A 20958-nucleotide genomic window follows, 5' to 3' on the forward strand; every position below is an offset into this window, starting at 1 on the left:
CTCCTGACGATGCTCGTGCATCCCATCCTGCAGCGCGAGGCTGACCTACGGTCGCCCCCCAGCGTTATTGCGCGGCAGGCGCCTGTGACCGTGAGTCCCGCCATCATCCTCGCACCATACGGACTCAACAAAGCCGAGGGCATGGCAATCCGGTTCTCGACGGCTCTTTCCGTCGAGCGTCGGGCTCCTGGCATGTCATCCGGTCAGGATTCGGCTCTGACGGACAAGCCTGTGCTCAAGCCGCGCCGGACGATGCGGGATGGCTGCGAGGGCGCGATCAGCTCGTTGGCGGGCCCCGAAGCACGCCGCATGATCCCGGGACGCTGCATCGCCTGAACTCTTTTCTCACTGCGCCATCGACAGCAGAAAAGCCCTTCGCGGAATGCGAAGGGCTTTTTGTTGTCGCCAGTCGTCGTGAAGCAATGGCGTAATCGGCGATAGCGCGCCCGCAACAAAAAGGCGCGCGCCGGATGCCGGCACGCGCCTTGTCTCATTATCGATCCGGGCCTTAATCTTCGCCGTGGCGCCCGGGAGTGGTCGACTGGCCGCCTTTGCGTCCCGCCGATGAGGCAAGCTCGCGGTCCTGGGAGAAGGAACGCTTTTCCGCAGGAACGCTTCGTCCACCCTTGCTCGCGATCTCGCGTTGCCGCTCCAGATCCATCGATGCAAAACCTCGCTTCGAGGTAGAATTTCCTGATGCCATCAGCGCCTCCTCAGCATGTGGTTCTCGAACAGAACAACCTTCGCCAATATCGATGGTTCCTCGGCCGACGTTGCCGAAGACAAATGGCCGCCTCCATCTGGCCGGGCACGGTCCATCACTGTCGTCACATGGCTCGGCGCCGGGAAAAATCCGCTTCGGGATGCGGCTCGGCACTCCCAATTACCGGTGGGAATCATCGTCTCGTCGATCCTCGAGATGGAGAGTTATGCGCGAGGATGGGCAAGGGCTGGACAATGCATGGGCAAACCGCATGGATGCGCGGGACGTGAAGGCGCCCGGCAGGCGGCGCCCGGGAGCGGAGCGCTCAGAATGGTCCATGCATCATGACCCTCGACACGGAGGTCTCTTCGCTACGGCAGGTGCCGTTGTTTCGCGGTGTCGAGCCGTCGCGCCTGAAGCTCCTCGCCTTCACCAGTGAGCGGGTTCATTTCGAGGCCGGCCAGCAGCTCTTCGCCCGAGGCGACGTAGCGGATGCCGCCTACCTTCTCCTGGAAGGCTCTGCGGCCGTGACCATCGATGGATCGTTCGGCCCGTTCCGGCTGGCTCTCCTCGGGCCGAATGCCCTCGTGGGCGAGATGGGCATCCTGGCCGATCAGCCGCGCTCGGCCACCGTCCAGGCTGACACTCCCGTCACGGCCCTCCGGATCGATCGGACCGTCTTCCTCGAACTCCTGGCTCAGTTCCCGCAGATCAGCATCGCCGTCATGCGTGAACTCGCGCTGCGGCTCGAACATACGAATCAGCAGCTGGCGGAACGCCAAGCCTGAACCGGAACCGTCATTCCGTCGGGTAGGTGATGAATTCCATCAACGACCCGTCCGGATCGCGAAAGTAAACACTGATCCCCGTGCCGGCGGCCCCGTTACGTTCCACGGGGCCAAGCTCGATCGGAACGCCCCGCTCCGCCAGATGAGCCATCGCGTCGTCGATCGACCCCGACCAGCGAAAGCACAGATCGCTGCCGCCGGGCATCACCGGCCGTTCGGCCAGGGGCGTCGGCGACAGGCCCGGGCCATGGACGTTCAATTGCACGCCGCCGAACCGGTACGCGACCCCTTCTCCACGGGGGATCACCTCGGCCCCCAGCACATCGCGATAGAACGCGGTGGACCGCTCCCAATCCGAGACATGGATCACGCAATGATCGAGATGAATCGCTGGGCCGAGCTCGGCGAGGGGCTCCTCGATCTCCGCGACCGTGAGTGTCTCAGTGTCGGCCATTGGCCCTGCGCCTTGTTTTCCGGCGGCCCGGCCGCGTCGAGGGCGAGCATGCCCCGTGCGGATCAGCGGGGCAACGCAGAACACGCGGACGCGCAGGCGCCATAAACCTGAGATTAATTGTTAAATCTCAAGTTGCATTACCCCTCGGCTTTTCCACATGATCGTCCTGCCGCGAATCGCTCGCGGCTCAAGACGGGGGCGGGGATCATGGCGTTCGCGATCAGTGCCAATCAGTTGCGCCGCGATGGCAAACCGGTCCCCTCCATACCCTCGCCCTATACCGGCGGAGCACTTCCGTCGCCGACGCGATTTTTGGTGATGCATTTCACCTATGGAGCCAGTGCGAGATCCAGCGCCGAGTGGTTCCGGAGCAAGAACAACCCAGGGTCGTCGGCACATCTCGTCATCGACCGCGATGGATCGGTCATCCAATGCGTGCGGTTCGACAAGGTGGCGTGGCATGCGGGCAAGTCGACATGGCGCGGCATATCCGGCCTCAACCAACAGTCCATCGGCATCGAGCTCGCCAATTGGGGGTACCTCAATCCGGCCGGGGCCGAATGGAAGAGCCATACCGGCGTCACCATCGCCCATCCGCACATGGCCGCCCACAGGAACGGCAATCCCAACGGCGTGAAGGGGCCGATCGGATGGGAGCCCTATCCCCCGGTTCAGTTCCAGGCCGCCGTCGAGATCGCGAGGCTCCTCGCGGAGAGCTATGACGTCGAGGAGGTCATCGGCCATGACGACATCAGTCCTGACCGGAAATGGGACCCCGGCCCCGCCTTCGACATGGCGCATTTCCGCAGCCTCGTCTTCGGTGGCCGGGCCGATGACGGCGGCATCAGCCTCCGGGTCGATGTCGCCGAGGGCCTCAACCTGAGGACGGGGCCCGGAACGACGTTTCCCGTGGTCCGGCTGCTTCCCGCCGGGACGCTGGTGGAGCCGATCGAGCGCGATGGCAGATGGCTCAGCGTCAGCGTGCTGAATGCGCAAGGTCAGCCGAGCCAGACTGGCTGGGTCCACGACCACTACCTCTCGTAAAGATGGCAAGACGGACATGTTCCCTCCTGCTGCGACGTGAAAGACACAACATCAGAGGCCACCGGACGGTAGTCATGAGGGCAATGATCCGCCCGACGACCACTTTCGTGGAGCCCTCGATGCATATTCGCCGCGTCCTTCTCAGCCTGCTCGTCATCGCTCCATTGGCCGCGTGCAATTCCCGTGGGCCCATGACGGTCGCACAGGACGACGAGGCGGCGTGGTATACCGGTACGATGCCCGACAAGCCCTACGACGTGCCCCTGGTGGATACGTCTCGGCTCGACCCGAAGTACCGCCGTCAGGTCGTGCGCTACACGGGCGCGGAGAAGCCGGGCACCATCGTCGTCGACATCGACAACCGCCAGCTCGCCCTGGTGCAGGAGGACGGCACAGCCCGTCAGTACGGCATCGGCGTCGGCAAGCTCGGCTTTTCCTGGAAGGGCGAGGCCAAGGTCGGCCGCAAGGGCGTGTGGCCGGACTGGAGCCCCACCACAACGATGGTCTCCCTCAACCCCGACCTGCCGCGGACCCGCAAGGGCGGTGTCGACAACCCGCTGGGGGCCCGCGCGCTCTACCTTTACCAGAACAACCGGGACATCCTGTTCCGCATCCACGGTACCAATGAGCCGTGGAGCATCGGCGAGCAGATGTCGTCCGGCTGCGTCCGCATGCTGAACGAAGACATCGTCGACCTGTTCGAGCGCGTTCCCGTCGGCACGCGGGTGCTGGTCAGGCGCAACGGCAAGTATCGGGTCTGAGGCAAGTATCAGGTCTAAGGAAGGGCCGGGACAGCGGCATCCGTGGGTTAGGGCCTCGCTGACATCGCCCCTCGATCCTCGGGCGAGGTCTGCCGGGAGCGACGATGGCTCACGCTCCGGTGGAACCGTCCGGTTCCCTCCGGTCGAGGTGATCCGCGCCGCCCGGAGCCGAGGTTCGTCAAGGCTCGCAGTCTCGGACCCGATCTTCGCGTGGTGCATTTTTGCCACATTGGGGTATGACAAACCCGGGCCGTCGTTACATGCAACGTGCCCCGAACGGCCGTTCATCTTGCGTTGCAGCATGCAATGGTCCAACGCGGCATCTAGGGGTATGATATCCCGACGTGGTGCAAGCGGATCAATGACGATGGCGAAGTGGGTCTACTCGTTCGGCGACGGCAAGGCGGAGGGTCAATCCTCCATGCGCAACCTCCTCGGAGGTAAGGGCGCGAACCTTGCCGAGATGTCCAATCTCGGACTTCCAGTCCCTCCGGGCTTCACCATCACTACCGAAGTCTGCACCTGGTACTATGACAACGGCCGCCAATACCCGGCCGAGCTGAAGGCCGAGGTCCAGGCCGCCCTCGATGCGGTCGGTGCGCTCACCGGGCGCGGCTTCGGCGATCCCAAGAACCCGCTCCTCGTCTCCGTCCGTTCCGGTGCCCGCGCCTCCATGCCGGGCATGATGGACACGGTGCTGAACCTCGGTCTCAACGACACTACCGTCGAGGCCCTGGCCGAGGGCGCCGGCGATCCGCGCTTCGCCTACGATTCCTATCGCCGCTTCATCACCATGTACTCGAACGTGGTCCTCGACGTGGAGCACCACGCCTTCGAGGAGGCGCTGGAGCATTACAAGGAGACCAAGGGCTTCAACCTCGACACCGAACTCGGTGCCGACGACTGGAAGCACATGATCGGTCTTTACAAGAAGATCGTCCGCGACGAGCACGGCTCGGACTTTCCGCAGGACGCGGAAGACCAGCTCTGGGGCGCCATCGGCGCGGTGTTCAGCTCCTGGATGATTCCGCGCGCGAAGAAGTACCGTGAGCTCAACGGCATCCCCGAGAGCTGGGGCACGGCGGTCAACGTCCAGGCCATGGTGTTCGGCAACATGGGCGACACCTCGGCCACGGGCGTCGCCTTCACCCGCAACCCCTCCACCGGCGAGCGTGCGCTCTACGGCGAGTTCCTGATCAACGCCCAGGGCGAAGACGTGGTGGCGGGTATCCGCACGCCGCAGGACATCACCGAGAAGGCGCGGATCGAGGCCAAGTCCGACAAGCCGTCGATGGAGCGGGCGATGCCCGAATCCTACGCCGAGCTGGTACGGATCTATGGGCTCCTCGAGACCCATTATCGCGACATGCAGGACATGGAGTTCACCATCGAGTCGGGCAAACTCTGGATGCTCCAGACCCGCAACGGCAAGCGCACCGCCAAGGCGGCCTTGCGCATCGCCGTGGATCTCGCCGCCGAAGGCCTGATCACCGAGGAGGAGGCGATCGGCCGGGTCGAGCCCGCAGCCCTCGACCAGCTGCTCCATCCCACCATCGACCCGAAGGCCGAGCGCAAGATCATCGCCTCCGGACTGCCGGCTTCGCCGGGTGCGGCCACCGGCGAAATCGTGTTCAATTCCGAGGATGCCGAGGCGGCCCGCAAGGCCGAGCGCAAGTGTATCCTCGTGCGGATCGAGACGAGCCCCGAGGACATCCACGGGATGCACGCCTCGGAGGGCATCCTTACCACGCGCGGCGGCATGACCTCGCACGCCGCCGTGGTCGCCCGCGGCATGGGCAAGCCCTGCGTCTCGGGTGTCGGCACGATCCGGGTCGACTACAAGGCCGGCACCCTCACGGTGGCGGGCACGACGCTGAAGGCCGGCGACAAGATCACCATCGACGGGTCCACCGGCCAGGTGCTCCTCGGCGAAGTGAAGATGCTGGAGCCCTCGCTCTCCGGCGAATTCGCGACCCTGATGGGCTGGGCCGACAAGGTCCGCACCATGAAGGTGCGCACCAATGCAGACACGCCCACCGATGCCCGCGCCGCCCGCAATTTCGGCGCGGAAGGCATCGGCCTGTGCCGCACCGAACACATGTTCTTCGAAGGGGACCGGATCGTCGCCGTTCGCGAGATGATTCTCGCCGACGACGTCGAGGGCCGCCGCTCGGCCCTGGCCAAGATCCTGCCCTATCAGCGCCAGGACTTCGTCGAGCTGTTCACGATCATGTCCGGCCTGCCGGTGACGATCCGCCTGCTCGATCCGCCGCTGCACGAGTTCCTGCCCCACACCGATGCGGAAGTGCAGGATGTGGCCAAGAGCACCGGCGTGTCCGAAGAGAAGCTCCGCCGCCGGATGACCGAGCTGCACGAGTTCAACCCGATGCTCGGCTTCCGTGGCTGCCGCCTCGCCATCGCCTTCCCGGAGATCGCGGAGATGCAGGCCCGCGCCATCTTCGAGGCCGCCGTCCAGGCCGCCAAGGAGACGGATGCCCCCGTCACCGCCGAGATCATGGTTCCGCTGGTCTTCACCCAGATGGAGTTCGACATCGTCAAGGCGCGCATCGACGCCATGGCGAAGGCCGTCACCGAGGAGACGGGCGCGGCGCTGTCCTATCAGGTCGGCACCATGATCGAATTGCCGCGCGCGGCCCTTCGCGCCGGCGACATCGCCAAGACAGCCGAGTTCTTCTCCTTCGGCACCAACGACCTGACGCAGACCGCCCTCGGCATCTCCCGTGACGATGCCGCGACGTTCCTCGGGGCCTACACCCAGAAGGGCATCCTGTCCGCCGATCCGTTCATCTCGATCGATCAGGAAGGCGTAGGCGAGCTCGTCCGCATCGGCGTCGAGCGGGGCAGGGCGGTCCGCCCCGACATCAAGCTCGGCATCTGCGGCGAGCATGGCGGCGATCCAGCTTCGATCCACTTCTGCCAGGAGGTCGGCCTCGATTACGTGTCGTGCTCGCCCTACCGCGTACCGATCGCGCGTCTCGCCGCGGCTCAGGCAGCACTGGCGATGCGGGACAAGACCCGCAGCTGAGTGCCGGATTATTCAGTCAGTCAGACGGGACAGGGCGGCCGGTGGCCGCCCTTTTTTTTGGATTGTCCCTGGGCGCGTTTGTCCACTGTGCTTCGGCATGAGACGCGTCGAAATTTCGTTGAACAAATCTCCGAATACCACGTGAACCGATGTCGCTTCGGCACGTTGAGTGCTAGTGCCAGTCCAAAGCGCGACGACGCTCCCGGCTGGGTGGGATGGCATTGAACGCGCGGGAACGCCGACCATGAGCGACTCGAGCCAACCTCCTGTTTTTCTCTCCGAAACCTCGCATGCCGTGCCCGTGCCACGGGTCGTCCAGCAGGCCTATTTCTGGGTCGTCTCGGCGCTCGGCGGTCTCGCGACCATCGCTCTCCTCGTCTTCGCGGTCGCGACGCAGAGCAATGCCGATGCGGAGCGCATCGCCGAGACCACGGGACGCTCCAGCATCAATGCTCTCGTGGGCGCCCTCGCGGTGACACACGGTCGGCCCGGAAACCTTTGATCGCTCCAGTACCTCAAGACGACTTCGTGGGGACCGATCGATGTCTTCGCGAGACGAGATCACTCGCATCGTCTTAAGACACTCGCAACCATAACGCCCGATAGTTTGGATCATACCTTCTGGTCACCCATGCGCGTGACCGGCGAGGCCAGGTCCCTAACCGGGTTGTACGGTCGTGAGTACGAAACGCGTTCGCCGCCCCTGCCAACGGCCCTGGTTTCGCGCCTCCATGGTGCCGTGGACCCTTGCCCTCGGCTTCGTTGTCTCTTTCACGGCAAGTGCCGGAACCGACCCTTCCGCGTCCGGCCTGACGGGGCAGGGCGGAGCGAGGATCGCCTTGCGCCTTCCCCACGATACGCCGGGGGTTCGTCGCCGCGTCGATGCGAAGGCGACGGAGCGGCTTTATCCGAACCATGAGGCAGGCGTCGGCAAGGACGTGACGGTGCCCGTCGTCAGGGTCGGCCTGTCGGGTGCCGAGATCGGCATGCTGGTCCCCGGCTCCGCGATCTGGTCGCCCGACCTGGAACCGGCTTCGGGTTTCACGCCTCCGCACGAGGTGTCCGGCGAGGAAGAGACCGACGAGCCGTCAGACGGCGCCACACCGGCCATTCCGCGCGCCATCGCCCTGTCGTCGACGACACCGGCCCCGGCGGATGCCACCCCAATCGAAGTCGCGGCGGCGAGCCTGATGATCCCCGGCTTCTCGCCGCGAAAGGATCTCGGCGCCGGCATCGCCGAGATCGTCCCCGAAGACGCCCGGCACCGCTATGCCGACCTCATCGTCCCAGATTCCATCGACCGCGAGCAGCGCTGCCTCGCCGAAGCGGTGTACTTCGAAGCCCGGAGCGAGCCCGAGGACGGCCAAGCGGCCGTCGCCCAGGTCGTGCTGAACCGGGTGAAAAGCGGTCTCTACCCGTCGAACGTCTGCGGCGTCGTCTACCAGAACCGCCACCGCTACATGGGCTGCCAGTTCTCCTTCGCCTGCGAGGGCAAGTCCCTGCGCATTACCGACGGCCCCTCCTGGCAGAGCGCCACCCGCATCGCCAGCGCGGTGATCGAAGGCCGCACCTATCTCAGCGAGGTCGGAGGCGCCACGCATTACCACGCCGATTACGTGAAGCCGGGCTGGTCCCGGCGCCTGAAGAAGATGGACGTGATCGGCCGTCACATCTTCTATCAGCTGAAGCGCGGCCAGACCTGAAGCCGGTTTAACGCCCCCTGAATCAACATCGCTCGCTTTACTTAAGCAGAGTGAAAATTGCGTAGTCTTAAGCCAGGGTTAATTTTACCCTGATCTGCGATAGAGCTTGCTCCGAGCGCAACTTGACCGCCTCTAATGCGTCGAAGGGTGCACGCCAACGTCAGGCGCGCGCCGATCACACCGCATTTCAGTGTCGAGGATTCGAGCATGACCGCGCCGGTCGCCCATTTCACGCGTTCTACCTTCGCCGTTGCCGGCGCCCTGCTCGGTGCTTCGATCCTTGCGACATCGGCTCAGGCCGGAGGATGCGGGGGAGCCGAATGCTATCGGCATGTGACGACCCCTCCCGTCTACGACACCGTGTCCGAGCGCGTACTCGTCCGCCCCGCCCGCACCGTCTACCGCTCGATTCCTCCGGTCTACGAGACCGTCTCCGAACAGGTCCAGGTGTCGCCCGGCGGCCGCGTCTGGCAGACCCGGCGTGACGCCTACGGCGAGATGATCGGCTGCTGGGTCGACATCCCGCCGCGCTTCGCCGTGCGCCATCGTCGGATCCTGGCCCAGCCCGGCCAGACCATCCCCGAAACGATTCCCGCCGAATACGCCAGCATCCAGCGCTCCGTCCTGGTCTCGCGCGGCCGCTCCGGCTGGGTGCCGGCTCACGGCGGCGCTGGTTATGGCGGCGTTGGTTATGGCGGCGTTGGTTATGGCGGCTCCCACCGCGCTCCGCTCATCGGCTCGATCCCCGACGCCTTCGGCATCACTGGCGCCAGTTCGGCCGATATCGGAGTCGGCCTCGGCTTCTCCACCGGCAGCATCTACGACGGCTATTGATCGACCGCGAGGCGATGCCTTCCCGGCCCCGGGCGCATCCGCGCTCGGGGCCGGCTTGATTCGTGCCCACACCGCCACAGGTCATCACCGAGGCGTGAGGAGACCGACGGACATGGCGACGTTCAAGGCATGGGTGATCGAGAAGGGCGAAGCGGGGCAGAGTCTCCGCTTCACCGATTTCGACGAAACGAACCTGATGGAGGGCGACGTCACCGTCCGGGTCACGCACTCGACCCTCAACTACAAGGACGGATTGGCGATGACCGGGCGCTCGCCCGTGGTGCGCCGCTTCCCCATGATCCCCGGCATCGATTTCTCCGGTATCGTCGAAAGCTCGGACCATCCTGACTACAAGCCCGGCGATGCGGTGGTGCTCACGGGCTGGGGCGTGGGTGAGAGCCATCTCGGCGCCTATGCCGAGCGAGCGCGGGTGAAAGGCGATTGGCTCGTGCCGCTGCCGGAGGGATTGAAACCCGAAGAGGCGATGGCGGTCGGCACCGCCGGCTACACCGCCATGCTCTGTCTCATGGCCCTCGATGCCCATGGCCTGAAACCCTCCGATGGAGCCGCCATCGTTACAGGCGCCTCCGGCGGGGTCGGATCGGTGGCGGTGGCGCTTCTCGCAAAGGCCGGCTGGCACGTCATCGCCGTCACCGGCCGCGCCGGCGAAGCCGATTACCTCACATCCCTCGGCGCATCCGAGATCCTGGACCGGGCCGAACTCTCCCATCCCGGCAAGCCCCTGGCGAAAGAGCGCTGGGCGGCCGGGATCGATGCCGTAGGCTCGACGACCCTCGCCAATCTCCTTGCCGCCACGAAGGCCGACGGAGCCATCGCGGCCTGCGGACTGGCGGGCGGCATGGACCTGCCGACGTCGGTGGCGCCCTTCATCCTGCGCGGCGTCACTCTGTTCGGCATCAACAGCGTCACCACCCCCCTGGACAAGCGCAGGCAAGCCTGGGCGAGGATCGCGAGAGACCTCGATCGGGATATCCTCGCCAGAATGACGAGCACCGTGCCTCTCGCGCAAGTCGGGGCGCTCGCGGAAGACATCCTCGCGGGACGGACCCGGGGGCGCACCGTCGTCACCGTCGGATGAGAGCAAGCGGAACCGTTTGGCCCCCGGAGCATTGCCGTTTCCATGAGCAGTGCATTCGTCAAAGAGCGTGAAGGCGGCGAAGCCTTCGAGGATCTTCCCGATCGTCCGATCTCGCCCCACACCAATTTCGTCACCCCCCAGGGCCTTGCCCAGATGGAGGCCGAGGTGGCGCGGCTGCAATCGGAGTTCTCCGCGCTCACGCCGGGGGCCAAGGCCGACGAGGCCCGTGTCACCCGTGACCTCGCCTACTGGACGGCCCGGCTCGGCTCCGCCGAACTGGTGGAGCCCATGAGCGGCGACACCGTGCATTTCGGTTCCACCGTCTCGATCGTCAAAGAGGACGAGACCAAGCAGACGTTCCGCATCGTCGGTGAGGATGAAGCCGACCCGGCGAAAGGGTCGATTTCCTACGTGTCGCCCATGGCCAAGGCGCTCACCGGCAAGAGCGTCGGGGACAGTGTCGAAGTGAACGGGCACGATGTCGAGATCGCGTCGATCGCCTGATCGACGCGCGGCCGGCTTTTATTCTTGCGACCTGATCGATCTCGCGCCGAGCGCGACGCCTGTCGGCGTTTATACGGCTTCGTCGCGCGAGGTCTCATTCCCCATGCGCCGCAACGTATCTGGGGAGGCGTAGGGCAGCTTTCCCGGACCGAGGCACTTCCAGGCGCCTTGCACGCTCCGATACGCTGCCCGGCATGACGTCCTGTTGCGGCATTCATGGATGGAGCGAAGACGATGGCGAAGGTTCTGGTTCTCTACTACTCGTCCTGGGGACATGTGGAGCAGATGGCGCACGCCGTGGCGGAGGGAGCCCGTGAGGCCGGGGCCGAGGTCAGCGTGAAGCGCGTGCCGGAACTCGTCCCCGACGATGTCGCCAGGCAGTCCCACTATAAGCTCGACCAAGAGGCGCCCATCGCCACCGTGGACGAACTGGCCGATTACGACGCGATCATCTTCGGTACGCCCACGCGCTACGGCAACATGGCTGCCCAGATGAAGCAGTTCATCGACCAGACCGGCGGTCTCTGGGCGGAGGGCAAGCTGATCGGCAAAGTCGGTTCGGTCTTCACCTCCACCGCCTCCCAGCATGGCGGACAGGAGACGACGCTCACGAGCTTCCACACCGTGCTTTTCCATCACGGCATGGTCGTCGTTGGTCTGCCCTACGCCTTCGCCGGACAGAACGGTGTCGAGCAGGTGAAGGGCGGTACACCCTATGGCGCCTCCACGATCGCCGATGGCGACGGAAGCCGGCTGCCGGCCAGTATCGAACTCGATGGCGCCCGCTATCAGGGCAGGCACGTGGCCGGCATCGCCGCCAAGCTCGCCGGCTGAATCGGGCTCGCAACGTAGCGGGTCTCGCGCATCGCGCCGGGCCCCTTACTCTGCCTATGAAACGCGCCCAAGAAAAAAGGCTCGGATGATATCCGAGCCTTGAAAGGAGGAAGGTCATCTGGGGGCTGAACCGACCTTCGTGTATGACGAACGTGCTCAGGGCACACGAGTTCCACGAGTTCGAAAAAAATTCAGCGGGGTGCTGCGGCCCGGCGCAGCCGATCGTTGATCGCCTCGCCGAGGCCCGTCCGGGGGATCGGAGCGACGGCGATGGTCCCGGTTCCGGCCTCGTCCAGATGCCGCAGAGCGGAGAACAGGCTGGCGGCGGCCTCCTGCAGATCGCCGGCTGCGCTCAAGTTCAAGCGCGCTGTCGCCGCTTCCGTTCCCGGCGGGTCCACGGGGCCGAAGAGGAGAACCGCTTCGTTCGGTTCCACCCGCGACGCGTCCAGGCGCACGGCGGCCCGTGGCGCGTAGTGGGAAGCGAGGAGGCCGGGACCGATCGGCGCCTCGCCGGACTCCTGACCGCCGTCTAGGGCAAATCCCAGAACCGCCTCGACCGCCTCCCGCGTCACGCCGCCGGGACGCAACAGGCGCGCACGACCGTCGAGACAAGCGATGACCGTCGATTCCACGCCAACCGGAGTACATCCTCCATCGAGTATTGCGGCGATGCGGCCGTCGAGATCGGCGAGGACGTGCTCGGCACGGGTCGGGCTCACACGGCCCGAACGGTTGGCGGAGGGCGCCGCCACGGGCCGCCCGACTTTTCGCAGCAGGGACAGGGCGACGGGATTGGCCGGGACGCGCAGGGCCACGCTGGGCAGACCGGCGCGTGCCAGATCACTGACGGTTCCCCCCGATGCCGCCGGGACGACGAGCGTCAGCGGACCGGGCCAGAATGCCTCCGCGAGGCGGAGAGCGATCCCGTCGAACACGCCTTCGCGCCGTGCGGCATCGAGACCGGGCACGTGTGCGATCAGCGGGTTGAAGCTCGGCCGCTCCTTGGCCGCATAGATCCGCGCGACGGCGCCCGCGTCGGAGGCATCGGCGCCAAGCCCGTAGACCGTCTCGGTGGGAAAGGCGACGAGCCGGCCGTTCCGCAGGACTTGCGCGGATCGCTCGATGCCGGCCTCGTCCGTGCCCAGCCACAGCGTCTTGCCGGGGATTGACCCGAGATCGTTCATATCTAAACTATCCCATGCCTGAGGGGCGTCGGGCTCGGTGCCGCATCCTCGATGGGGACTGCCTATCCCCGCGAACCCGTCTTGCCTATGCCTGGGGGCACATGGCGCGACAGGCCGTATCGCCGGGTCGGTTCGCGCGTCAAACTCAGGGTAAGCGTCGCTCGAGACGACGCGGGAGGAGCATCCATGACCTATCGCACGCCGGTTGCCGACATCAGCTTCGCCTTGCGCCACGTGGCGGGGCTCGATGCCGCCATCGCCTCGGGAGCCCATGGCGACCTGACGATGGAGGATGCGGACGCGATCCTGCAGGAGGCGGGCCGGGTGGCGGATGCGGTGATCGCGCCGCTTAACCAGGTGGGGGACCGCCAGGGCGCTCGTCTCGCCGACGGCGCGGTGACCACGTCGCCGGGCTGGCGCGAGGCCTATCGCGCCTGGATCGAGGGCGGCTGGAACGGCCTCAGTGCCGAAGCCGATCACGGCGGCCAGGGCCTGCCCCTCTTGCTGAACGCGGCCTGCAGCGAGATGTGGAATGCCGGCAGCATCAGCTTCGCCCTGTGTCCGCTGCTCACCGCCGGCGGCATCGAAGCCCTGGCCAAGCACGGCTCCGACGACCTGAAGGCGCGCTACCTCGGAAAGCTCGTCTCCGGCGAGTGGACCGCCACGATGAACCTCACCGAGCCGCAGGCGGGCTCGGATCTGTCGCTGCTGCGCAGCCGGGCGGAGCCCGCGGGCGACGGGACCTACCGGATCGTCGGCTCGAAGATCTACATCACCTATGGCGACCACGACCTGACCGACAACATCGTCCACCTTGTCCTCGCCCGGCTGAAGGATGCGCCGGCCGGCACGCGGGGCATCTCCCTGTTCCTGGTGCCGAAGTTCCTCCCCGACGGCAGCCGCAACGACCTGCGTTGTTCCGGCCTGGAGCACAAGCTCGGCATCCACGGCTCACCCACCTGCTCCATGGCCTTCGGCGACGAGGGTGGCGCGACGGGCTGGCTCATCGGCGAGGAGAACCGGGGCCTCGCCTGCATGTTCACGATGATGAACTCCGCCCGGCTCAATGTCGGGCTGCAGGGCGTCGGCGTCGCCGAGCGCTCCTACCAGCAGGCGCTGGCCTATGCCCGCGACCGGCGCCAGGGCAAGGCGGCCGGCTCGTCCGATCCCGTCAGCCCCATCGTCGCGCATGCCGACGTGCAGCGGATGCTGCTGACGATGAAGGCCTATACGGCGGCGGCGCGCGGCATCTGCTACCTTACGGCGGAGGCCCTCGACGCGGCGCGCGGTGCCGAGGGCAGGGCCGGGCTCGACCGGGCGTCGCTGCTGACCCCCGTGGCCAAGGCCTTCTCCACCGACATCGCCAACGAGGTCACGTCGCTGGGCGTCCAGGTCCATGGCGGCATGGGGTTCGTAGAGGAGACAGGCGCCGCCCAGCACATGCGCGACGCGCGCATCCTCGCCATCTACGAGGGCACCAACGGGATCCAGGCCATCGACCTCGTGGCGCGCAAGATCCCCCTGAACGGCGGGGCGACGGTGCGGGCGCAGCTCGCGGCGATGCGTCGGGTTGCGGAGGCCGTGCAAAAGGACGCGACACCGGCCTTCGGCCATCTCGGGCCACGTCTGCGCGCCGGGATCGAAAGCCTCGACCGCGCGACGAGCTTCCTCCTCAAGGCGCTGGCCTCGAACCGTCCGGAGGAGGCCCAGGCCGGAGCGGCGCCGTATCTGCGCCTGTTCGGCCTCGCGCAAGGGGCGGCCTGCCTTGCCCGCGCGGCTTTGGCCTCGAATGCCGCCCTGAGGGCCGGCGAGACCGATCCGGCGCATGGCGCCCGCATCGCGCTGGCGCGGTTCTTCGCCGAGAACCTCCTCACGGCGGCGAGCGGGTTGGAACAGAGCGTCGTCGACGGCGGCGGGTTCACGCAGGACGGCATGCTGGCTTTGGCGGGGTGAGTACGAGAAGACCCTCCCCCTCTGCGGGGGGAGGATGCCTGCGGAGCAGGCGGGAGAGGGATCGCCGGAAAACAGGGACAGACATGACCGAGCACGTCGCGATCCAGGACAGCGCCGAAGGCGTCCGCCTCATCCGTCTCGACCGGCCGGAGAAGAAGAACGCGCTCACCGGCGCCATGTACGATGCCATGCGCGAAGCACTGGCGCAGGCGGACGCATCGGATGCCATCGGCGCCATCGTCTTCGCCGGGGCGCCGGGCGCGTTCAGCGCCGGCAATGACATCGCCGATTTCGTCGCCGGCGCGCGAAAACCCTTCACCGAGGCGCCGGCCCTTCACTTCATCCGCCAGCTCGCCCGGACGACGACACCGATGGTGGCGGCGGTGGATGGGATCGCGGTGGGGATCGGTACGACGCTGACGCTGCATTGCGACCTCGTCTATGCGAGTCCGGCCGCGCGGTTCCGGATGCCGTTCGTGGAACTCGGACTCGTGCCGGAAGCGGCCTCGTCTTACCTGCTGCCGCGCCGGGTCGGGATCCTGAAGGCCACCGAGTTCCTTCTTTTGTCGCAACCGTTCGACGCGGACGAAGCCCTGCGTCTCGGCCTCGTCAACGCCATTGCGCCGAGCGATCTCCTGCTCGATCACGCCTTGGCCCAGGCCGAGCGCCTCGCCGCCCTTCCGCCCGGCGCGGTCGCCGCGACGCGCAGGCTCATCCGCGGCAATCAGGCCGAGGTCGAGGCCGCGCTCGAAGCGGAGGCCGTGGCTTTCGAGGCACGGCTGCGTTCGCCCGAGGCGCAGGAGGCGTTCGGGCGCTTCCTCGGCAAGACCAGAACCTCATGAGCGGGCGCGCCTCCGTTCCGGATCTGCGCCGGACGATCTGCCTCGTCGCGGGCGCCTCACGCGGTGTCGGCCGGGGAATCGCCCGCGGGCTGGGGGAGGCCGGAGCCACGGTGATCGTCACTGCCCGGTCGAGCGAGACGGGGCCGCGCACCGAGGGCAGGTCAGAGACCATCGAGGACACCGCCCGCGAGGTCGATGCCGCCGGGGGCGAGGGCCATCATTACCTCTGCGACCACACCAGCGAGCGGGCGGTGGACGGGCTCGTCCACTGGGTGCTGCGTCGCTTCGGCCGGATCGACGTCGCGATCTCCAGCGTCTGGGGCGGCAACGAAGGGTTCGACGGCGAGCGCTATGCCGACGGGGTCGAATGGGGCACGCCGTTCTGGCGCCGCTCCACCGAATCCTTCTCGCAGTTCTTCGAGACCGGTCCCTATCCGGCGCTGCTCCTCGCCAGAGCCGTCGCGCCGGCGATGGTCTCGGCCAAACGCGGCCTCATCGCCTTCGTCTCGTTCGACACCGGGACCGGCTACCTCGGCGACGTGTTCTACGACCTCGCCAAAGCCAACACCAACCGGCTCGCCTTCGCCTGCGCACAGGAGCTCGCCCCCCACGGCGTCACCGCCCTCGGTCTTTCGCCCGGCTTCGTCCTCACGGAGCGGGCACGCGACAACGGCCATGCCGACCGGGCGACGGAGAGCCCGCTCTATGCGGGACGGGCGCTGGCGGCGCTCGCCGCCGACCCCGATGTCCCTGCCCGGGCCGGGCGCATCCTGCATGCGGGCGATCTCGCCGCCGAATACGGCTTCACCGACGCCGACGGCACGACGCCGCCGCGTTTTCAACTCGGATCGTGAGGAGACGGCCATGACGGATCCGACGTCCCTGAAGGGCAAGACCCTCTTCATCACCGGCGCCTCGCGCGGCATCGGCCTCGCCATCGGCCTGCGCGCCGCCCGCGACGGGGCCAACGTCGCCATCGCTGCCAAGACCGACACGCCACATCCAAAGCTCGACGGCACGATCCACTCGGCGGCGGCGGCCATCGAGGCGGCGGGCGGGCACGCCCTGCCGCTTCTCGTCGACGTGCGCGACGAGAGCAGCGTCGCCTCGGCCATCGCGCGGACGGCGGAGACCTTCGGCGGCATCGACATCGTGGTGAACAACGCGAGCGCGATCTCGCTCACCCGCACGCCGCAGACGGAGATGAAGCGCTTCGACCTGATGCACCAGATCAACACGCGCGGAACCTACATGGTCTCGAAATACGCGATCCCCTATCTGGAGAAGGCGGATAACCCGCATATCCTGATGTTGTCGCCACCCCTCGACATGGCGGAAAAGTGGTTCGCCCCGCATCTCGCCTACACCATGGCCAAGTTCGGCATGTCCCTCTGCGTCCTCGGCCTCGCCGGCGAGCTGCGTCGACAGGGCATCGCGGTGAACGCCCTGTGGCCGCGCACCACCATCGCCACGGCGGCCGTGCGCAACCTCCTCGGCGGCGAGGCGCTGATCCAGGCGAGCCGGACGCCGGAGATCATCGCCGATGCGGCCCATGCCCTGTTCGTGAAACCGTCCCGCGACATCACCGGCCGCTTCCTCATCGACGACAGCTTCCTCGCCGAGCAAGGTGTCACGGACTTCACACAATACCGCGTCACACCCGGCATACCCCTTGCGCCGGACTTCTTCGTGCCGGATGCGAACACACCGCCTTCCGGGGCCCTCGCCTGAGACGTAAAGCGTGATCTTCATCCATCAGCCGATCGCCGGCCCCGGGCACATCCTGCTCGACCGCCGTCCCCTCGAACTGCAGGACCCCATCCCCGACGAGACCGTCTGGCTCGACATGATCCGCCCGACGCGGGAGGAGGACCTCAAGGTCGAGGCCTTCATGGGCATCTCGGTGCCGACCCGCGAGGAGATGAAGGACATCGAGCCCTCCGAACTCCTCTACGTCGAGGACGGGGCGCGCTACATGACCGGCCGGGTGCTGAGCAAGGTCAGCGACGCGGACGAGCCGGGGCTGGCCGGCATCACCTTCATCCTGCGCGGCAATCGCCTCGTGACGGTGCGCTACGAGGAGCCCCAGGCCTTCCGCATGTACACCCAGCGGGCCGGACGCTCGACCGGCAACGGCCCTTCGGCCGCGCCCTCGGGCGAGACGATCCTCGCCGGGCTGATCGAGACGGTGATCGACCGGGCGGCGGACGTGCTCCAGCTTCAGGGCGAGCGGATCGACCGGCTCTCGGGCAAGATCTTCGAGGAGAAGGCGGACCCGTCGGCCCGCAACACCGCCCTGCAGGACACCCTAAGGGCGCTCGGACGTCTGGGCGACCTGATCTCGAAGCAGCGCGAGAGTCTGGTCTCGATGGAGCGCATCCTGCTCTCCCTGTCTGCGACCTACCGCACCACCAAGGCGCCGCGAGAATTGCGCGAGGACGTGCGATCGACCCTGCGCGATCTGCAATCGCTGGAGGAGCACGCGACCTTCCTCTCGTCCAAGATCCAGTTCCTCCTCGACGCGACGCTAGGCCTCGTGAACCTCGAGCAGAACAACATCATCAAGCTGTTCTCGGTCATGGCGGTGGTATTCATGCCGCCGACCCTCATCGCCTCGATCTACGGCATGAACTTCAAGGCGATGCCCGAGCTCGACTGGACCTTCGGCTATCCCATGGCCGTGGTGATGATGGTCGTCGCGGCCGTGCTGCCGTATGTCTTCTTCCGCTGGAAGAAATGGCTGTAGGGCAGGACGGGTCGCGTGCACCCCCGGACCCTCGACACCGCTCATCGGATTCGTCCTGCACTGGACCGCCGGGGAAAGTAACCACATGTGCGGCCGTTTCCTCATCCAGCAGGATCCGAACGTCTTCCGGTCGTTCTACGGCTATCCCGAACAGCCGAATTTTCCGGCCCGCTACAACGTGGCGCCGACCCAGCCGGTGCCGATCGTGCTAGCGGAACGCGGGGAACGCCACTTCCGGCTCATGCGCTGGGGCTTCCTGCCGGGCTGGCTGAAGGACCCGAAGGGCTTTCCGCTCATCATCAACGCGCGCGTCGAGACGGTGCAGGAGAAGGCGACGTTCCGGGGAGCCATCCGCCACCGCCGCTGCGTCTTCCTCGCCGACGGTTTCTACGAGTGGCGCCGGGAGGGAACCGGCAAGGCCATGACGCGCACGCCCTATATGATCCGCCGGGCGGACGGGGCGCCGATGGCCCTGGCGGGCGTGTGGGAGAACTGGCTCGGGGCCGACGGGTCCGAGATCGATACCGCCGCCATCGTCACCACGGGCGCCAACGGCACGATGGCGGCGGTCCACGACCGGATGCCGGCCATCCTGCCGCCCGAGGCCATCGAACCCTGGCTCGACCAACTCGGCACGGAGCCACGCGATGCGATCGCCCTATGCCGGCCGTGTCCCGACGAATGGCTGACCCTCGACGTGGTGAGCGCGCGGGTCAACGATGCGCGCAACGAGGGTGCGGATCTCGCCGTCCCGGTCGGCCGGGCCAGAGCGGAGGCGGTATCGGACATTCCGCCGGAGGAGCGCCCGTTATCGAGCGACGAGGACGCTCAAGGGACGCTGTTCTGACCGAAGGGCGGAGGCGCTCAGGGTTGCGGACGGGAAGTGGTACGCTCTTCGGCTCCGCGACGAAAATCGGTGTAGACGTCGAGGAGGGCCCAGCCGGCGGTCAGCAGGGAGAAACCGGCAACGGCCGTAACGATGGCTGCGGAAACCAGCAGCTTGGCGGTGAAGACGTCCACGACAAAGGATCCTAAATGGGGTGACAATTGGCTTATCCCCAACATGGCAATGGCAAGGTGCACCGGCCATGGGATTTCGAGCGCGGCTGCCATGACCTCGCAGAGCCCTGCAGCGTGCCGCAGCGCACCGCGACCCGGAAAGCGAGGCTGGCTCCGCGACCGGCCGGCCTTGGATCCTACCTCAGCGAGGGCCTGCGCTTGGCCACGTCCTTCCGGAACACGCCCACCATTTCGAGATGGCTCGAATACTTGAACTGGTCGACGGGGACGACCCGTTCGAGGCGGTAGCCGCCCTCGATCAGCGTCGCCGCATCGCGGGCGAACGAGCCGATGTCGCAGGCGACGCCGATGACCAGGGGCACTTTCGATTCCGCGATGCGCTTGGCCTGGGCCTGGGCTCCGGCGCGCGGCGGATCGAACACCACGGCGTCGAAGGTCTCGAGTTCGATGGGCAGGAGCGGCCGGCGGAAGAGGTCGCGGGTCTCGCTCGTGATCCGGCGCAGGCCGCGCGTGGCACGGAACGCCCGGTCGAGGCTGGCGATCGCCGCCGCCTCGCCCTCCACCGCATGGACATCCCGCGTGCGGGCCATGGCGAGGGTGAACGGGCCTGCCCCGGAGAACAGGTCGACCACGCGCTTCACGCGCTTGTCGAGGGCGGAGACGACGAGCTCGGCGAGCATCGCCTCGCCCGCTTCCGTCGCCTGCAGGAAGCCCCCCGGCGGCGGCACGAGACGGGTCTCGCCGGTGGTGATCGCGGGCGCGCGGCGCTCCACCACGATGTCGCCGTGCAGGGACAGGCGCGCGAGGTCGAGTTCGCCCGCGAGGCGCACCAGTGTGGCGCGCAGGCCCTCGCTCACCGGGCCGTGCCCGCGCAGATCCACGTCGAGACCGGCTTCGGTGGCGGTGAAGGCAACGTCGAGGGGCTTGCGGCCATGGCCGAGGGGAGCGCTGAGCGCCCGCGCGACGGCCGGCGCCCGGTGGAGCTGCTCGACGGTGATGGGACAATGATCGATTGCCACGAGGGCGTGACTGCGCGCCTCCATCAAACCGGCGACGCCCTTGCCCTTGATCTCGCGCACATGGAGCGTAAGCCGGCGGCGGCCCGATCCATGCGCATCGCGCGCGGGCTCGCACGGCACGTCGATGCCGGCCTGAGCCAGACCCTGCGCGAGGTTGCCCCGCTTCCAGGCGGAGTAGGGCTCCGGCGCGAGATGCTGGACCGCGCAGCCGCCGCAAGTTCCGAAATAGCCGCAGAACGGGTCGATCCTGTCCGCGGAGGGGGTCTCCACCGCGACGAGGGAGACCCGCGCCCCATCGCTGCGAATCGAAACGCGCTCGCCGGGCAGGGCATAGGGCACGATGGTGCCGTCCGTCGCCATGCCGTCGCCGCGCTGCCCGAGGCGCGCGATCTCGACGGTGCGAAGGGTCTGTTGTTCGGTCATG

The 20958-nt window shown here is 67.0% G+C and carries 21 protein-coding genes; 16 read left to right on the forward strand and 5 right to left on the reverse strand.

What is annotated here, in order from left to right; translation table 11 throughout:
- Positions 1-508: 508 nt before the first annotated feature.
- Positions 509-703 carry a KGG domain-containing protein gene (locus K368_RS0112125; RefSeq protein WP_027172650.1) on the reverse strand — a complete coding sequence of 65 codons (195 nt, stop codon included), beginning with the start codon at positions 701-703 and terminating at the stop codon, positions 509-511.
- 344 nt (positions 704-1047) lie between these two features.
- On the opposite strand from K368_RS0112125, the gene K368_RS0112130 reads away from it, so the two are divergent.
- Complete coding sequence (locus tag K368_RS0112130; RefSeq protein WP_027172651.1) at positions 1048-1491, forward strand: cyclic nucleotide-binding domain-containing protein; 444 nt, start codon at positions 1048-1050, stop codon at positions 1489-1491.
- 10 nt (positions 1492-1501) lie between these two features.
- Here K368_RS0112130 and K368_RS0112135 read toward each other — a convergent pair whose 3' ends face one another.
- Positions 1502-1945 carry a VOC family protein gene (locus tag K368_RS0112135; protein ID WP_027172652.1) on the reverse strand — a complete coding sequence of 148 codons (444 nt, stop codon included), beginning with the start codon at positions 1943-1945 and terminating at the stop codon, positions 1502-1504.
- Between the two features lie 207 nt (positions 1946-2152).
- Here K368_RS0112135 and K368_RS24510 point away from each other — a divergent pair, with 207 nt between their 5' ends.
- The 9 genes from K368_RS24510 (at position 2153) to wrbA (ending at position 11770) form a co-directional block, all read left to right on the forward strand.
- Complete coding sequence (locus K368_RS24510; RefSeq protein WP_081739557.1) at positions 2153-2989, forward strand: N-acetylmuramoyl-L-alanine amidase; 837 nt, start codon at positions 2153-2155, stop codon at positions 2987-2989.
- Between the two features lie 83 nt (positions 2990-3072).
- Positions 3073-3750 (forward strand): L,D-transpeptidase, encoded by a 678-nt coding sequence (locus K368_RS0112145; RefSeq protein WP_051439854.1) that lies wholly within the window; start codon positions 3073-3075, stop codon positions 3748-3750.
- 367 nt (positions 3751-4117) lie between these two features.
- On the forward strand, positions 4118-6796 hold the full coding sequence (gene ppdK / locus K368_RS0112150) for a pyruvate, phosphate dikinase (RefSeq protein WP_027172654.1): 2679 nt from the start codon (positions 4118-4120) through the stop codon (positions 6794-6796).
- A 244-nt stretch (positions 6797-7040) separates the two neighbouring features.
- The gene (locus tag K368_RS0112155; RefSeq protein ID WP_027172655.1) at positions 7041-7298 is read left to right on the forward strand and encodes a hypothetical protein; all 258 of its coding nucleotides are present in this window, start codon (positions 7041-7043) and stop codon (positions 7296-7298) included.
- Positions 7299-7527: 229 nt separating this feature from the next.
- Positions 7528-8499, forward strand: a complete 972-nt coding sequence (locus K368_RS0112160) for a cell wall hydrolase (protein ID WP_036266244.1) — start codon at positions 7528-7530, stop codon at positions 8497-8499.
- A 207-nt stretch (positions 8500-8706) separates the two neighbouring features.
- On the forward strand, positions 8707-9333 hold the full coding sequence (locus K368_RS0112165) for a hypothetical protein (RefSeq protein ID WP_027172657.1): 627 nt from the start codon (positions 8707-8709) through the stop codon (positions 9331-9333).
- Between the two features lie 112 nt (positions 9334-9445).
- Positions 9446-10432, forward strand: a complete 987-nt coding sequence (locus K368_RS0112170; protein WP_027172658.1) for an MDR family oxidoreductase — start codon at positions 9446-9448, stop codon at positions 10430-10432.
- 42 nt (positions 10433-10474) lie between these two features.
- Positions 10475-10936 (forward strand): transcription elongation factor GreA, encoded by a 462-nt coding sequence (greA, locus tag K368_RS0112175; RefSeq protein ID WP_027172659.1) that lies wholly within the window; start codon positions 10475-10477, stop codon positions 10934-10936.
- A gap of 234 nt (positions 10937-11170) precedes the next feature.
- The gene (wrbA, locus tag K368_RS0112180) at positions 11171-11770 is read left to right on the forward strand and encodes an NAD(P)H:quinone oxidoreductase (RefSeq protein WP_027172660.1); all 600 of its coding nucleotides are present in this window, start codon (positions 11171-11173) and stop codon (positions 11768-11770) included.
- Positions 11771-11961: 191 nt separating this feature from the next.
- Here wrbA and K368_RS0112185 read toward each other — a convergent pair whose 3' ends face one another.
- On the reverse strand, positions 11962-12954 hold the full coding sequence (locus tag K368_RS0112185) for an L-threonylcarbamoyladenylate synthase (protein WP_027172661.1): 993 nt from the start codon (positions 12952-12954) through the stop codon (positions 11962-11964).
- 186 nt (positions 12955-13140) lie between these two features.
- Between K368_RS0112185 and K368_RS0112190 the strand changes: the two genes are divergently transcribed.
- The 6 genes from K368_RS0112190 (at position 13141) to K368_RS0112215 (ending at position 19342) form a co-directional block, all read left to right on the forward strand.
- Positions 13141-14907 (forward strand): acyl-CoA dehydrogenase, encoded by a 1767-nt coding sequence (locus tag K368_RS0112190; RefSeq protein ID WP_027172662.1) that lies wholly within the window; start codon positions 13141-13143, stop codon positions 14905-14907.
- An 83-nt stretch (positions 14908-14990) separates the two neighbouring features.
- Positions 14991-15749, forward strand: a complete 759-nt coding sequence (locus K368_RS0112195) for an enoyl-CoA hydratase-related protein (protein WP_027172663.1) — start codon at positions 14991-14993, stop codon at positions 15747-15749.
- A complete protein-coding gene (locus K368_RS0112200; RefSeq protein ID WP_051439856.1) occupies positions 15746-16603 on the forward strand; it encodes an SDR family NAD(P)-dependent oxidoreductase in 858 nt (285 codons plus the stop codon). Before K368_RS0112195 ends, K368_RS0112200 begins: the two co-directional genes overlap by 4 nt.
- Before the next feature lie 10 nt (positions 16604-16613).
- Positions 16614-17480: an NAD(P)-dependent oxidoreductase gene (locus tag K368_RS0112205; protein ID WP_027172665.1), complete on the forward strand. Its 867-nt coding sequence runs from the start codon at positions 16614-16616 to the stop codon at positions 17478-17480.
- A gap of 10 nt (positions 17481-17490) precedes the next feature.
- Positions 17491-18495 (forward strand): magnesium transporter CorA family protein, encoded by a 1005-nt coding sequence (locus K368_RS0112210; protein ID WP_018042441.1) that lies wholly within the window; start codon positions 17491-17493, stop codon positions 18493-18495.
- 85 nt (positions 18496-18580) lie between these two features.
- Positions 18581-19342 (forward strand): SOS response-associated peptidase, encoded by a 762-nt coding sequence (locus K368_RS0112215; protein ID WP_027172666.1) that lies wholly within the window; start codon positions 18581-18583, stop codon positions 19340-19342.
- Between the two features lie 17 nt (positions 19343-19359).
- On the opposite strand, the gene K368_RS26595 is transcribed toward K368_RS0112215, so the two are convergent.
- A complete protein-coding gene (locus K368_RS26595; RefSeq protein WP_155935101.1) occupies positions 19360-19608 on the reverse strand; it encodes a hypothetical protein in 249 nt (82 codons plus the stop codon).
- A gap of 83 nt (positions 19609-19691) precedes the next feature.
- Complete coding sequence (locus K368_RS0112225) at positions 19692-20957, reverse strand: methyltransferase (protein WP_027172667.1); 1266 nt, start codon at positions 20955-20957, stop codon at positions 19692-19694.
- Position 20958: the final 1 nt, after the last annotated feature.

It is taken from the genome of Methylobacterium sp. 10 (assembly GCF_000519085.1).
Taxonomy (GTDB): Bacteria; Pseudomonadota; Alphaproteobacteria; order Rhizobiales; family Beijerinckiaceae; genus Methylobacterium.

Bases quoted from the DNA above. Each gene is read 5' to 3' on its own strand.
- K368_RS0112215 (WP_027172666.1), top strand. From the start codon at position 18,581: ATGTGCGGCCGTTTCCTCATCCAGCAGGATCCGAACGTCTTCCGGTCG.
- greA (WP_027172659.1), top strand. From the start codon at position 10,475: ATGAGCAGTGCATTCGTCAAAGAGCGTGAAGGCGGCGAAGCCTTCGAG.
- K368_RS0112145 (WP_051439854.1), top strand. From the start codon at position 3,073: ATGATCCGCCCGACGACCACTTTCGTGGAGCCCTCGATGCATATTCGC.
- K368_RS0112190 (WP_027172662.1), top strand. From the start codon at position 13,141: ATGACCTATCGCACGCCGGTTGCCGACATCAGCTTCGCCTTGCGCCAC.
- K368_RS26595 (WP_155935101.1), bottom strand. From the start codon at position 19,608: ATGGCAGCCGCGCTCGAAATCCCATGGCCGGTGCACCTTGCCATTGCC.
- K368_RS0112225 (WP_027172667.1), bottom strand. From the start codon at position 20,957: ATGACCGAACAACAGACCCTTCGCACCGTCGAGATCGCGCGCCTCGGG.
- K368_RS0112200 (WP_051439856.1), top strand. From the start codon at position 15,746: ATGAGCGGGCGCGCCTCCGTTCCGGATCTGCGCCGGACGATCTGCCTC.
- K368_RS0112170 (WP_027172658.1), top strand. From the start codon at position 9,446: ATGGCGACGTTCAAGGCATGGGTGATCGAGAAGGGCGAAGCGGGGCAG.
- wrbA (WP_027172660.1), top strand. From the start codon at position 11,171: ATGGCGAAGGTTCTGGTTCTCTACTACTCGTCCTGGGGACATGTGGAG.
- K368_RS0112155 (WP_027172655.1), top strand. From the start codon at position 7,041: ATGAGCGACTCGAGCCAACCTCCTGTTTTTCTCTCCGAAACCTCGCAT.
- K368_RS0112195 (WP_027172663.1), top strand. From the start codon at position 14,991: ATGACCGAGCACGTCGCGATCCAGGACAGCGCCGAAGGCGTCCGCCTC.
- K368_RS0112160 (WP_036266244.1), top strand. From the start codon at position 7,528: ATGGTGCCGTGGACCCTTGCCCTCGGCTTCGTTGTCTCTTTCACGGCA.
- K368_RS24510 (WP_081739557.1), top strand. From the start codon at position 2,153: ATGGCGTTCGCGATCAGTGCCAATCAGTTGCGCCGCGATGGCAAACCG.
- ppdK (WP_027172654.1), top strand. From the start codon at position 4,118: ATGGCGAAGTGGGTCTACTCGTTCGGCGACGGCAAGGCGGAGGGTCAA.
- K368_RS0112205 (WP_027172665.1), top strand. From the start codon at position 16,614: ATGACGGATCCGACGTCCCTGAAGGGCAAGACCCTCTTCATCACCGGC.
- K368_RS0112165 (WP_027172657.1), top strand. From the start codon at position 8,707: ATGACCGCGCCGGTCGCCCATTTCACGCGTTCTACCTTCGCCGTTGCC.
- K368_RS0112185 (WP_027172661.1), bottom strand. From the start codon at position 12,954: ATGAACGATCTCGGGTCAATCCCCGGCAAGACGCTGTGGCTGGGCACG.
- K368_RS0112125 (WP_027172650.1), bottom strand. From the start codon at position 703: ATGGCATCAGGAAATTCTACCTCGAAGCGAGGTTTTGCATCGATGGAT.
- K368_RS0112135 (WP_027172652.1), bottom strand. From the start codon at position 1,945: ATGGCCGACACTGAGACACTCACGGTCGCGGAGATCGAGGAGCCCCTC.
- K368_RS0112130 (WP_027172651.1), top strand. From the start codon at position 1,048: ATGACCCTCGACACGGAGGTCTCTTCGCTACGGCAGGTGCCGTTGTTT.